Origin of the sequence: Streptomyces cahuitamycinicus, from assembly GCF_002891435.1 — a bacterium.
Taxonomy (GTDB): domain Bacteria; phylum Actinomycetota; class Actinomycetes; order Streptomycetales; family Streptomycetaceae; genus Streptomyces; species Streptomyces cahuitamycinicus.
Window position 1 is genome coordinate 1 of sequence record NZ_POUC01000232.1, and the last position, 12,403, is coordinate 12,403.

At 71.3% G+C, this 12,403-nt stretch carries 12 protein-coding genes; 7 read left to right on the forward strand and 5 right to left on the reverse strand.

Annotation, left to right across the window (positions count from 1 at the left end):
* Nucleotides 1-278, reverse strand: a 278-nt coding sequence (locus tag C1J00_RS26670; RefSeq protein WP_281262773.1) for a serpin family protein, incomplete at its 3' end; no start/stop codon positions are given.
* A gap of 476 nt (nt 279-754) precedes the next feature.
* Between C1J00_RS26670 and C1J00_RS26675 the strand changes: the two genes are divergently transcribed.
* The 6 genes from C1J00_RS26675 to C1J00_RS26700 all read left to right on the forward strand — a co-directional run bounded on the left by C1J00_RS26675 (nt 755) and on the right by C1J00_RS26700 (nt 7,201).
* The gene (locus C1J00_RS26675; RefSeq protein WP_102911572.1) at nt 755-1,507 is read left to right on the forward strand and encodes a GntR family transcriptional regulator; all 753 of its coding nucleotides are present in this window, start codon (nt 755-757) and stop codon (nt 1,505-1,507) included.
* Between the two features lie 341 nt (nt 1,508-1,848).
* The gene (locus C1J00_RS26680; RefSeq protein WP_102911573.1) at nt 1,849-2,043 is read left to right on the forward strand and encodes an SPOR domain-containing protein; all 195 of its coding nucleotides are present in this window, start codon (nt 1,849-1,851) and stop codon (nt 2,041-2,043) included.
* Between the two features lie 64 nt (nt 2,044-2,107).
* A complete protein-coding gene (locus tag C1J00_RS26685) occupies nt 2,108-2,554 on the forward strand; it encodes a (deoxy)nucleoside triphosphate pyrophosphohydrolase (RefSeq protein ID WP_102911574.1) in 447 nt (148 codons plus the stop codon).
* A gap of 135 nt (nt 2,555-2,689) precedes the next feature.
* Nucleotides 2,690-3,124: an ATP-binding protein gene (locus tag C1J00_RS26690; RefSeq protein WP_102911575.1), complete on the forward strand. Its 435-nt coding sequence runs from the start codon at nt 2,690-2,692 to the stop codon at nt 3,122-3,124.
* Nucleotides 3,125-3,376: 252 nt separating this feature from the next.
* A complete protein-coding gene (locus tag C1J00_RS26695; RefSeq protein ID WP_102911576.1) occupies nt 3,377-6,043 on the forward strand; it encodes a SpoIIE family protein phosphatase in 2,667 nt (888 codons plus the stop codon).
* A gap of 66 nt (nt 6,044-6,109) precedes the next feature.
* Nucleotides 6,110-7,201, forward strand: coding sequence for a glycoside hydrolase family 18 protein (locus tag C1J00_RS26700; RefSeq protein WP_245936517.1), 1,092 nt, complete (start codon nt 6,110-6,112; stop codon nt 7,199-7,201).
* 105 nt (nt 7,202-7,306) lie between these two features.
* On the opposite strand, the gene C1J00_RS26705 is transcribed toward C1J00_RS26700, so the two are convergent.
* The 4 genes from C1J00_RS26705 to C1J00_RS26720 are packed head-to-tail and all read right to left on the reverse strand — an operon-like array spanning nt 7,307 to nt 11,224.
* Nucleotides 7,307-8,083: a succinate dehydrogenase/fumarate reductase iron-sulfur subunit gene (locus C1J00_RS26705; RefSeq protein ID WP_102911577.1), complete on the reverse strand. Its 777-nt coding sequence runs from the start codon at nt 8,081-8,083 to the stop codon at nt 7,307-7,309.
* Nucleotides 8,080-10,020 carry a fumarate reductase/succinate dehydrogenase flavoprotein subunit gene (locus C1J00_RS26710; protein ID WP_102911578.1) on the reverse strand — a complete coding sequence of 647 codons (1,941 nt, stop codon included), beginning with the start codon at nt 10,018-10,020 and terminating at the stop codon, nt 8,080-8,082. The genes C1J00_RS26705 and C1J00_RS26710 overlap by 4 nt, the downstream gene beginning before the upstream one ends.
* A 16-nt stretch (nt 10,021-10,036) precedes the next feature.
* Nucleotides 10,037-10,873: a succinate dehydrogenase subunit SdhC gene (gene sdhC, locus C1J00_RS26715; protein ID WP_102911579.1), complete on the reverse strand. Its 837-nt coding sequence runs from the start codon at nt 10,871-10,873 to the stop codon at nt 10,037-10,039.
* 57 nt (nt 10,874-10,930) lie between these two features.
* Nucleotides 10,931-11,224: an Rv0250c family protein gene (locus C1J00_RS26720; RefSeq protein ID WP_102911580.1), complete on the reverse strand. Its 294-nt coding sequence runs from the start codon at nt 11,222-11,224 to the stop codon at nt 10,931-10,933.
* A gap of 288 nt (nt 11,225-11,512) precedes the next feature.
* Between C1J00_RS26720 and C1J00_RS26725 the strand changes: the two genes are divergently transcribed.
* Nucleotides 11,513-12,403: ABC transporter substrate-binding protein (locus C1J00_RS26725; RefSeq protein WP_245936518.1), on the forward strand; the 891-nt coding region annotated here is incomplete at its 3' end.

Consider the following 12,403-nt stretch of genomic DNA (forward strand, 5'->3'; position numbering starts at 1 on the left):
GCCACGAACCGTGCGGTCCACAACCCCGCGGCGGACGACAGGCCGTCGATCCCGGTCAGCATCGCCAGAAACTCCCGCGCCGCCGCACCCGCCTGACCGGCCGGCAGGCCCAGCGCCTCCTCCAGCTCCTCGCGGGCGGCGCCCGCCGCCCCGTCCGCGAGGAGCGCCAGCAGCGGCCAGACGCCCGCCGCCGAGAACACCGTGCCCCCGCGGACCTCCGACGCCCAGCGGGTCGTCAACCGGTTCGCCGCCCGTACCGCCGTGTCCGTCGACCGCATTCCGCCCCCGTCACCCCGCCGCCCACGATGCGCCCAGCCGTACGACGGATCCGCCCACCGCCTCGGCCGCGGGAGCACCGTACCCGTGTCATCACCGTTCCCGAAGACTGAGCGGGAGTGAGCCCTGGTGCCGCCAGGACTCAACGCCGCCCACCGGGCCTGGGCGGCCCCGGTCCACGACGTGCTCGGCGAGCAGATCGAGGCGCGACAAGGCGTACGGTTTCGCGGACGGACCGGCGACCGTCACGGCGCGCAAGGCCCTCCAGCCTGCGGCGGCCCCGCCCCTCCCGGGCGAGGGCGAGAGCCGCGACTCCGAAGCGCAGGTGTGACGGCGGCCATAGTGGGGAGAAACCGCCTGCGTAAAGCCCTCGGGGCCATCATGTCATCACATCGAGTGATTCTCTGGCCTTTGCTTGCCCCACGGAACCTACGGTTGCCACGCTGTTGCTGTCTGTACAACCTGATGGGAGCGGCCAGTGACATTCGGTGAGCAGCCGGCGTACCTGCGCGTCGCGGGTGATCTCCGCCAGAAGATCGTCGACGGTCAGCTGCCACCGCACACCCGCCTTCCCTCCCAGGCCAGAATCCGCCAGGAGTACGGGGTCTCGGACACCGTCGCACTGGAGGCCCGCAAGGTACTCATGGCGGAAGGCCTGGTCGAGGGCCGCTCCGGCTCGGGGACGTATGTGCGCGAGCGGCCCGTGCCCCGGCGCATCTCCCGCTCCGGCTACCGCCCGACGGGCGGCGCCACCCCGTTCCGCCAGGAGCAGGCCGACGGCGAGGGCCGCGGCACCTGGGAGTCCAGCAGCGAGCAGTCCGAGGCGAGCGTCGCGGTCGCCGAGCGGCTGGACATCGAGCCGGGTGAGCGGATCATGTGCACGCGGTACCTCTACCGCGAGGGCGGTGAGGCGATGATGCTCTCCACGTCCTGGGAGCCCCTCGCCGTGACGGGGCGGACGCCCGTGATGCTGCCGGAGGAGGGGCCGGTCGGCGGCATGGGCGTCGTCGAGCGCATGCGCGCCATCGACGTGATCGTGGACAACGTCACGGAGGAGGTCGGCGCCCGGCCCGGCCTCGCCGAGGAACTGCTCGTCCTGGGGGGCGTCCCCGGGCATGTGGTCCTGGTCGTCCAGCGCACTTTCTACGCCTCCGGCCGCCCGGTCGAGACGGCCGACGTGGTCATCCCGGCCGACCGGTACCGGGTCGCCTACCACCTTCCGGTCAAGTAGCCGGCGCTCACATCCGCCCCGCGGCGCGCTCCTCACGCGCCCCGCTCGCATTGCCGCCGTGCGGACCGTCGCAGGGCGGGCCGGTGCCTGTCGCGGGGACCGTCGTCATGTGCGCAGGTCGACGGGCCTGTATGCGGTATGCCCCTGGTGGGGCGTGCCGAGGTACACGGACGGCGCGTTCATCGCTGTGCGCCCCCTGGGTTCTGGCCGGTTGCGTACCTCTTTGTGAAAAGCCGTATTCGCTCCGTGAAGGTTAGGCGTAGGGTCGGGCATATGCGTATTGCGGTTTCCTTAGCGGGTGGGGTACGGCACAGGCCGCGGGCGGGAAGTGGAGGGGCGCGATGAACGACAGCACGATCACTCTGCCCTGGCTCGTGATACGGGAAGACGACAGCGGCAACCGCTACCGAGTGGGCCGGTACGCGACCCGGGCCGAGGCCCAGGAGATCGCGGACAGCCTCGACAGCCGCGGCCACAAGCAGCTGTACTGGGTCGAGCGGCTCGGTCAGAACGGGTCGGCCGTCACGCACGACTGACCACCGCCGGGGCGCCGCCCGAGGAGGCCCCCGGAGTTCGGCGGCGCTCCCGTAGGCTCCCCGCATGAGTGAGCGGATCGTCGTAGGGGCCGCGCTGGTCGACGACGGGCGGCTGCTGGCCGCCCGGCGCAGCGCGCCCGCCGACCTGGCCGGGCGTTGGGAGCTGCCCGGCGGCAAGGTCGAGCCCGGGGAGACGGCCGACGCGGCGCTCGTCCGGGAGCTGCGCGAGGAACTCGGAGTCGACGCCGAGGTCGACGGCCGCGTCCCAGGGGAGTGGCCCCTCCGGGCGCCCTATGTCCTGCAGGTGTGGACCGCCCGGCTGCGACCCGGCTCCGCACCCCCCGAGCCCCTGCAGGACCACGACGAACTGCGCTGGCTCGGCCCCGGCGAGATCTGGGACGTGCACTGGCTCGACCAGGACGTCCCGGCCGTACGGCGGACCCTCGCGCACCTGGGAGCCGTTGAGGGTCTCATCTCCGGCCCGGGTGTGCGGGAAGAGCCCGGCGCCTGAAGCCGGACGAGGGCGCGCGGCCCCGTCGCACGGTCAGGGGGCGCCCTCTACGCCTTTCGTGCCACTGTGCGCCGCCTCGCGCGGTACCCCGCCCTGGATATCGGGTATGTGCCCATTAACCCCATGAATTCGGACATGGGCAGGGCTCCTGTCTGGGGAGTGATCGGCGTGATCGACACCGACGAAGGTGGCTGCGCCGAGTGGGCTTTTCCCGCCGAGCCGGGCGTGGTGCGCACCGCCCGCCAGGCCGTGCGCGGCCAGCTCCGCGACTGGGGCCTCGACAGCCTCGCGGACCTCGCGGCACTACTGGTCAGCGAGTTGGTCACCAACGCCCTCCGGTACGCCACGGGCCCCATCGGGGTCCGCCTGGTCCGGCCCTCGGGCCTGGGTGCCGTCCTCCTGGTCGAGGTCTCCGACCCGCTGCCGGACCCGCCCCGCGAGCGGGCCGCCCGGCTCGAGGACGAAAGCGGCCGCGGACTGCACCTGGTGGCCTCCTCCTCCCGCCGGTGGGGTACCCGGCCCGGCGTCTCGGGCAAGACGGTGTGGTTCGAACTCGCGGTGCCGGAGTGAAAATCCGGTGTACGTACGTCTTACCGCTGTAGAGCGATTGGTTCAGGCCAGTGGCGGTTGCCGACGGACGGGATTCGACGACGTGTCCCCTGGTTAGAAGACTGGAAGTGTTGTCACGGTCCGGACCGAAAACCATCGGGACCGTGCTGTGATCGTGAACACCGTGTTGTGCGGCACCGTAGTGCTGGATACTGCGGGCAGCCGCCCCCGGTGACCGGTGCCGGACGCGGTGAGCTGGAGGGGACGGTTCGCGTGAGCGAGATACCAGCGAGGGCCACGGAGTCCGAGGACCCGTCGGAGGGCGCGAGGGCGAGGGCCGCCGACGGCCTGGCCTCCGCGGTGGGAGGTGCGCTCGCGGTCGACGGGGTCCCGCAGGGGGATGCCATGTGGCAGAGCAGTCCCCCCGGCTCCATCTACGACTACATCAAGGTCGCGTCCTTCTCCATCGGCCCGGACGGGCTGGTCGAGCAGTGGAGCCTGCGTGCCGAGCACCTCTTCGGCATCCCCGCCGACCGCGCCGTCGGCATGGACCCCATCGAGGCGTTCATCGACCCGCGCCACCGCGAGCGCGGCATGCGCAAGATGGCCGAGATCCTCGACGGCCGCGAGTGGACCGGCGTGGTGCCCTTCCGGATGCCGAGGGGCTTCGAGGGGGAGTGCGGCAACGAGGGGCTCGCCGAGGTGTACGTCATGCCGACGCGCACCGAGGAGGGCGACAAGGCGGCCGTCTGCATCGTCGTCGACGTGCGCACGCTGCGCAGCATGGAGACCGACCTCGCCGCCTCACAGGCTATTTTCAGTCAATCCCCGTTCGGTTTCCTGCTGATCGACCCCGATCTGCGGGTCCGCCGCGTCAACCAGCGGTTCGCGTCGATCTTCGGCGGTGACGTCGACGACCATCGCGGCAAGGGCGTCCACGACTATCTCCAGCGCGGCGAGGCCGAGCGGGTCGCGGCCACGCTGCGCCGGGTGCTGGAAACCGGCAGCTCCATCACCGACATGCACGTCACGGGCTTCGTGCCGGGCTCCGACGAGCGCCGCCACTGGTCCGTCAACCTTTACCGCGTGCACAGCGGTTCGGGCCGCCCCATTGGGATCGCCTGGCTCGGCATCGACATCACCGCCCGGCGCGCCGCCGCCCGCGAGGCCGCCGCCGCCCGGCGCAACCTCGCCCTGCTGAACGAGGCGGGCGCCCGTATCGGCAACTCCCTCGACCTGGAGACCACGGCCCGCCAACTCCTCGACGTCGTCGTCCCCGGCTTCTGCGACCTGGCCACGGTCGACCTCTACCAGGGCCTGCTGGCCGGCGACGAGACCCCGCCCGGGCTCGCCGACGGCAGTGCCGAGCTGCGCCGGGTGGCCTTCGCCAGCGCCGTCTCCGACGCGCCCTTCGCCGGCACCGGCGTGCCCGTCGCGGTGGGCGCCGTCCACCACTACCCGTTCAACTCGCCCTGTGCGGACGCCCTGCGCACGGCCCGCCCGCAGAACGTCCCGGGCGAGGACGGCGGGCTGGTGCAGTCCACGCTCGCCGTGCCGATGGTCGCCCACGACACCGTCGTCGGGCTCGTGCAGTTCGCCCGGACGAAGGGCAGCGAGCCGTTCGGCGACCGGGACCGCGACCTGGCCGTGGAACTGGCCGCGAGGGCCGCCGTCTGCATCGACAACGCCCGCCTCTACCGCCGCGAGCACGAACGGGCGTTGATACTGCAACGGTCCCTTCTCCCGCCCGGCGACCCGGAGGCCTCCGGCCTCGACATCGCCTGCCGTTACCTGCCCGGCAACGTCAACACCGGCCGGCCCAGCGAGGTGGGCGGCGACTGGTTCGACGTCATCGAACTGCCCGGGCACCGCACCGCGCTGGTCGTCGGCGATGTCATGGGCCGCGGGCTGCGCGCCGCCGTCGCCATGGGCGAACTCCGCACGGCGGTCCGCACCCTGGCCCAGCTCGACCTGGAACCGGCCGAGGTCCTCGCCCAGTTGGACGAGATCGCCCGCGGCCTCGGCGCCCCTGGAGGCCCCTCCCAGGGCTTCGGCACGGGGGGAGGTGTGCAGCAGGCGACCCGGGCGGCCCGCCGCCCCCGCGAGGCGGACCTGTCGGAGGTGTACCTAGCCACCTGCGTCTACGCCGTCTACGACTCCGTCACCCGGCGCTGCACGTTCGCCAACGCGGGCCATCTGCCGCCCGTGCTGGTCGAGCCGGGCGAGGCGGCGCTGATGCTCGACGTGCCGCCGGGCCTGCCGCTCGGCGTCGGCGGGGAGCCCTTCGAGGAGGTCGAGGTCGAACTGCCCGAAGGCGCCCTGCTCGCGCTCTACACGGATGGACTGGTCGAAAGCCGCGACCACCCCCTGGACGAGGGCCTGCAGGCGTTCGTCAGCACGCTCTCCGACCCGAGCCAGCCGCTGGAGGACGTCTGCGACCACGTCCTCAACACCCTCGACACCCATCACGGCGAGGACGACATCGCGCTGCTGATGGCACGTGTACAGGGACTGCCCACGGACTCCGTCGGGGACTGGACCCTGCCCCGCGAGCCGCGCAGCGTGGGCCGGGCGCGTGAATACGCCCGGGCCCAGCTGCTCGCCTGGGACATGGAACCCCTGGTCGACACCACGGAACTGCTGGTCAGCGAGCTGGTCACCAACGCCCTGCGCTACGGCGAGGGCGACATCCGCCTGCGCCTGCTGCTCGACCGCACCCTGGTCTGCGAGGTCTGGGACTCCGGCCTGGTCCAGCCCCGCCGGCGCCGCGCCCGCGACACCGACGAGGGGGGCCGCGGCCTCCAGCTCGTCGGACTCCTCAGCGCCGCGTGGGGCTCCCGGCGCACGCCCCGGGGCAAGACGGTGTGGTTCGAACTGCCCCTGCCCGGAGGCGACACGAGTTTGACGGATCCGGCGGAGGCACTGCTGAGCCTGTTCTGACGGCAACCGAACGTCCGTACTGATCGTCATCCCCGGCAACACCATCCGCATCACCGGGGAGACGGCATGGACAGCACGGAAGGCACCACCACGACCGAGGCGCCCGCCGAAGGCACCACGCAGGACGCTCCCGCACCCGAAGGAGAGGGAAGACGGCGCCGACGCCTGCTCAGACGCACGGCACTCGCCGTCGTCCTGGTCCTGCTGGTGCCGCTCCTGTCCGTTCTGACAGCCCTGCGCATCAACTACACGGGCGACCCGGCCGACGGCACCCGCACCCGCGACCGCGACGCCCTCTGGCTCGGCCACGCCTGGGTCGACGGCCGCAAGAAGGACGCCGACGTCACCGCCCTGGCCCGCCGCCTGCGGGACACCGGCATCCGCGACCTGTACGTCCACTCGGGTCCCCTGGAGCACGACGGCACCCTCCCGAAGTCGGTCTATCCGAGGGCCCGCTGGTTCATCGACGCCGTGCACGAGAAACTGCCCGGCGTCCGCGTCCAGGCCTTCCTCGGTGACGTCCTGGCCACCGAAGGCCCCGACGGCATGCGGCTCGACGACCCGGGCACCCGCGCCGCGGTCGTCCGCTCCGCCCGCCAGGTCCTGGACACCGGCTACGAGGGCGTTCACCTCGACCTGGAACCCATGCCGTCCGGCAACCGCGACTTCCTCACCCTCCTCGACTCCCTGCGCCGCGAGACGCGCTCCCGGGGCGCCCAGCTCTCCGTCGCCGCCCACCAGATCGACCCGCTCCCGAACCTGCACACCGTGTTCGGCCTGTTCACCGACCACCCCAAGTGGTGGTCGCAGGAGTTCTTCGGCCAGGTCGCCCGCCGTGTCGACCAGATCGCCGTGATGTCGTACGACACCGCGCAGCCGCTGGAGGGCACCTACGGCGGCTACGTGGCCCAGCAGACCTCCCTGGCCCTGGAGGTCACCCCGCCCTCCACCGACCTGCTGATGGGCCTGCCCTTCTACTACGAGAGCAACTTCGACCACTGGGGCCACGCCGAGACCGTCCCCGCGGCCGTACGGGGCGTCCGCCTCGGCCTGTCCCGCACGGACGCGGACCGGGCCCGCTTCGGCGTCGCGCTGTACATCGATTTCGCCGCCACCGAGGCGGACTGGCGCGCCTACAAGGAAGACTGGGTGCGGTGATCCCGACCCGACGCCCCCTCACCACCACCGACCTGGCCCACCCCCGGCCTCCGCTTCGCCGACTCCCCATGCGGCAGATCGGGGAGCACAACCTCCACTTGGCGCTCAGCCTGCCGAAGAGCGCCTCCTGATCTTCGAGCCCAGCCACACCAGCGGGTCGTACTTGCGGTCCACCGCCCGCTCCTTCAGCGGGATCAGCGCGTTGTCCGTGATCTTGATGCCTTCGGGGCAGACCTCGGTGCAGCACTTGGTGATGTTGCAGTAGCCGAGGCCGTGTTCGTCCTGGGCGGTGGTCTTGCGGTCCAGGCCCGACTCCGCCGCCGCGTCCAGCGGGTGCATGTCCAGCTCCGCCACCCGCATCAGGAATCGGGGCCCGGCGAACGCCTGCTTGTTCTCCTCGTGGTCGCGGACCACATGACAGGTGTCCTGGCACAGGAAGCACTCGATGCACTTGCGGAACTCCTGCGAGCGGTCCACGTCCTCCTGCATCATCCGGTACTCGCCAGGAGCGACACCGGCCGGCGGCACGAAGGACGGGACCTCCCTGGCCTTGGTGTAGTTGAAGCCGACGTCCGTGACGAGATCGCGGATCACCGGGAACGCCCGCAGCGGCGTCACCGTGATCGTCTCCTCCCGGTCGAAGACCGACATGCGCGTCATGCACAACAGCCGCGGCCGGCCGTTGATCTCCGCCGAGCAGGAACCGCACTTGCCCGCCTTGCAGTTCCAGCGCACGGCGAGGTCGGGCGTCTGGGTGGCCTGGAGGCGGTGGATGATGTCGAGCACCACCTCACCCTCGTTGACCTCGACCTCGAAGTCCTCCAGGCCGCCGCCGCTCACGTCCCCGCGCCACACCTTGAAGTGGGCCGTATAGCCGCTCATTCGTAGAGCTCCTCTTCGGCGAGGTACTTGACCAGCTCCTCCTTGTCGAACAGGGCGAGCAGGTCGGCACGGACGGGTTCGGTGGTCTCACGGGTGAGGGCGATCTGGCCGCGGGCCGGATCCGTCGCCGCCAGGCCGCCCGTCGGGTCGGTGAGCGCGCACAGCAGATTGATCCGCCGCCAGGCGCGGTCCATCCCCGGATGGTCCTCACGCGTGTGGCCGCCGCGCGACTCGGTGCGCTCCAGCGCGGCCCGGGCCACGCACTCGCTGACCAGCAGCATGTTCCTGAGGTCCAGGGCGAGGTGCCAGCCCGGGTTGAACTGCCGGTGTCCCTCGACCCCGGCCCGGCGCGCCCGGCCTCGGAGCTCGGCCAGCTTCTGAAGGGCCTGCTCCATCTCCGGCTCCCGGCGGATGATGCCGACCAGGTCGTTCATCGTCTGCTGGAGTTCCTGGTGCAGGGTGTACGGGTTCTCCGGCGGGCCGCCCGCCGGTTCCTCGGTCTCCGCCTCGGCCGAGAAGGGCCGCAGTGCCTCGGCGGCGGCCGCGTCGATCTGGACGTCGTCCACGGCGGGCCGCGCCCCGGACAGCCCCGCCGCGTACTCGGCCGCGTGCCGGCCCGCCCGGCGGCCGAACACCAGCAGGTCGGACAGGGAGTTGCCGCCGAGCCGGTTGGAGCCGTGCATGCCGCCGGCCACCTCACCGGCCGCGTACAGCCCGGGCACCCCGCGTGCCGCCGCCGTGTCGGACTCGACCGCGACCCCGCCCATCACGTAGTGGCAGGTGGGTCCGACCTCCATCGCCTCCGCGGTGATGTCGACGTCCGCCAGCTCCTTGAACTGGTGGTACATCGACGGCAGCCGGCGCCTGATGACCTCGGCGGGCATCCGCGTCGACACGTCGAGGAACACGCCCCCGTGCGGCGAGCCGCGTCCCTCCTTCACCTCGGAGTTGATCGCCCGCGCGACCTCGTCGCGGGGGAGCAGCTCGGGCGGGCGCCGGTTGTGGTCCGGGTCGTCGTACCAGCGGTCGCCCTCCTCCTCCGTCTCGGCGTACTTGTCCTTGAAGACGTCCGGGATGTAGTCGAACATGAACCGCTTGCCGTCGGAGTTGCGCAGCACCCCGCCGTCGCCGCGCACCGACTCGGTGACGAGGATGCCCTTCACCGACGGCGGCCAGACCATGCCGGTCGGGTGGAACTGCACGAACTCCATGTTCAGCAGGGGCGCGCCGGCGAGGAGCGCCAGGGCGTGGCCGTCGCCGGTGTACTCCCACGAGTTCGACGTCACCTTGAAGGACTTGCCGATGCCGCCCGTGGCGATGACGACAGCCGGTGCCTCCAGCACGAAGAAGCGGCCGGACTCGCGCTCGTAGCCGAAGACGCCGCAGACGCGCCCGTCCTCCTTCAGGACGCGGGTGACCGTGCACTCCTGGAAGACCTTCAGCCGGGACTCGTAGTCGCCGGTCTCCTCGAAGTCCTCCTGCTGGAGGGAGACGATCTTCTGCTGGAGGGTGCGGATCAGCTCCAGGCCCGTGCGGTCGCCGACGTGGGCGAGGCGCGGGTACTCGTGGCCGCCGAAGTTGCGCTGGGAGATCTTGCCGTCCCGGGTGCGGTCGAACAGCGCCCCCCAGGTCTCCAGCTCCCACACCCGCTGCGGCGCCTCCTGGGCGTGCAGCTCGGCCATCCGCCACTGGTTGAGGAACTTGCCGCCGCGCATGGTGTCGCGGAAGTGCACCTGCCAGTTGTCACCGCTGTTGACGTTGGCCATCGCCGCGGCGATGCCGCCCTCGGCCATCACCGTGTGCGCCTTGCCGAACAGCGACTTGCAGATCACGGCCGTACGGGCGCCCCGCTCGCGGGCCTCGATGGCGGCGCGCAGCCCGGCACCGCCCGCGCCCACCACCACGACGTCCCACCCCTGCCGGTCGACCACGGACATCAGAACGCACCCCTCATCAGAAGAACCGCGGATCGTCGAAGGCACCTGACGCGACCAGGTAGACGTAGAAGTCGGCGAGCGCCACGCTCACCAGCGACGCCCAGGCGAGCTGCATGTGCCGGGCGTTGAGCTTGCCGACCCACTGCCACATCCGGTAGCGCACGGGATGCCTGGAGAAGTGCTTGAGCTTGCCGCCGACGATGTGCCGGCAGGAGTGGCAGGAGATCGTGTACGCCCAGATCAGCACGATGTTGACCAGGAACACGAGGGTGCCGAGACCCATGTGGCCCCACGCGTAGGTCTCGTCGCGGAAGGCGAGCACGGTGTCGTAGGTCAGGATCGCGGCGACCGCGATCGCCGCGTAGAAGAAGTAGCGGTGGAGGTTCTGGAGCACCAGCGGGAAGCGGGTCTCACCCGTGTACTTTCCGTGCGGCTCGGCCACCGCGCAGGCCGGCGGGGACGCCCAGAAGCCGCGGTAGTAGGCCTTGCGGTAGTAGTAGCAGGTCAGGCGGAAGCCGAGCGGGAAGATCAGGATGATGATCGCGGGCGAGATGCCCCACCAGCTCCCGAAGATCTCCCAGTTCGGGCCGGCGTTCATCGGCTCGCAGTTCTCCGCCAGGCACGGGGAGTAGAAGGGCGAGACGTACGGCGCCGCGTAGTAGTCGGCGTTCGCGAAGGCCCGCCAGGTCGAGTACACGATGAACGCGAGCAGACCGGCCGCGGTGCCGGCCGGGGCCAGCCACCAGCGGTCGGTCCGCAGATGCGGGGCGGCGATCGCGGCCCGCGCAGCGCCCCGCACACCGCCGCTCTCAGGTCTGGGTTCGGTGGCAGGGGGTTCCGTACCAGTGGTCACGTGACGACTCCGGTCGGGTTCGGGGGAGGTGCCGGTCGCGCTCGACTCCTCCCCGGGTCAGGGAGCGCGCCGGTCCCGGGCGCCGAGCCCCTCGTCGTCCGAGTCGCTCCACAGGGCGGAGTCGTACGGCGTGTCCGAGATGGTGACCAGGTCGGGGCGTTTCGGTGCGGCCGGTGACGCGGCGGCGGCGTCGCGCAGCAGGGCGACGCTCTCGCGCAGGTGGTTGGCGTCGGCACGGACGCGGCGCATCTCCAGGCCGCCGGTGCCGAGCTGCTTCTCCAGGCGTCCCAGCGAACGGAACACTTCGTCGAGACTGCGCTGGACTGACGTCAGTTCGTCGTGAACGGACATGACTTGCCCTCACTTCCACGGGTCCTTCGCGGCCCAAGGCGGCAACGTTCATGCGCCTGCGAGTGTTGCGCGTCACACCTTGTGCTGTGAAGGGATGTGCATCGATTGGCCGAGGCGTGCGGGTGCATCGTGCGGTGTGTTGGGCCGCACGGGTGGCTTCCCGCCCGTGACCGCCGTGTCGCCCTGTGTTGCCGAACCCTTTCCTCTTCAGTGGCCGCATACATCAGATGAACTCCAAATACCGCCAAAAGTGATCATAACGCCCGCGGCTTCCCGGAGGTAGCACAGATGTCCCAGCACGGCGCCGGCCCGCGCGCGGTCACGCGTTCGGTCGCCTTCCTCACCGCGGGAGTGCTCGTGGTGCCCGCGCTCGCCGGATGCGGTTCGGACGACCCGTCCGGCAAGCCGCTCGCCGGGCAGGACATCCAGCCCGCCCCACGCGACCGGATCGCCGACGGCGGCACCCTGCGCTGGGCCGTCGACTCCGTGCCCGACACGCTGAACACCTTCCAGTCGGACGCCGACGCCACGACCACACGGGTCGCCCAGGCCGTCCTCCCGTCGATGTTCCGCATGGACGCCTCCGGCCGCCCCGAGCGCAACCCCGACTACCTGGAGTCCGCCGAGGTCGTCGACACCGAGCCCAAGCAGGTCGTCCTGTACAAGCTCAACCAGCAGGCCGTCTGGAGCGACGGCCGCGAGATCGGCGCCGCCGACTTCGCCGCCCAGTGGCGCGCCCTGTCCGGCAAGGACACCGCCTACTGGACCGCCCGCAACGCCGGCTACGACCGCATCCAGAAGATCGAGCGCGGCGACAGCGCCCTGGAGGTCCGGGTCACCTTCAGCCGGCCCTACGCCGACTGGCGCTCGCTGTTCTCGCCGCTGTACCCGAAGGACGTCATGGGCACCCCGGACTCCTTCAACGACGGGGCCCGCAAGAAGCTCAAGGTCACCGCCGGCCCCTTCACGGTCAAGAAGGCCGACCGCGAGGACGGGGAGATCACCCTCACCCGCAACCCGCGCTGGTGGGGCGAGCCGGCCAGGCTCTCCGAGATCGTGCTGCGCACCGTCCCGCGCGACAAGCGGGCCGCGGAGCTGGCCGCCGGCACACTCGACCTGGCCGAGATCGACCCTGCCGCGGCCCGCCGCATCACCGTCGCCGCCCGCCCCCACAGCTCC

Excerpts from the sequence above, each read along its gene's own strand:
- C1J00_RS26685 (WP_102911574.1), top strand. The coding sequence starts at position 2,108 with ATGAGTGAGCGGATCGTCGTAGGGGCCGCGCTGGTCGACGACGGGCGG.
- C1J00_RS26705 (WP_102911577.1), bottom strand. The coding sequence starts at position 8,083 with ATGAGCGGCTATACGGCCCACTTCAAGGTGTGGCGCGGGGACGTGAGC.
- C1J00_RS26700 (WP_245936517.1), top strand. The coding sequence starts at position 6,110 with ATGGACAGCACGGAAGGCACCACCACGACCGAGGCGCCCGCCGAAGGC.
- C1J00_RS26710 (WP_102911578.1), bottom strand. The coding sequence starts at position 10,020 with ATGTCCGTGGTCGACCGGCAGGGGTGGGACGTCGTGGTGGTGGGCGCG.
- C1J00_RS26720 (WP_102911580.1), bottom strand. The coding sequence starts at position 11,224 with ATGTCCGTTCACGACGAACTGACGTCAGTCCAGCGCAGTCTCGACGAA.
- C1J00_RS26690 (WP_102911575.1), top strand. The coding sequence starts at position 2,690 with ATGGGCAGGGCTCCTGTCTGGGGAGTGATCGGCGTGATCGACACCGAC.
- C1J00_RS26680 (WP_102911573.1), top strand. The coding sequence starts at position 1,849 with ATGAACGACAGCACGATCACTCTGCCCTGGCTCGTGATACGGGAAGAC.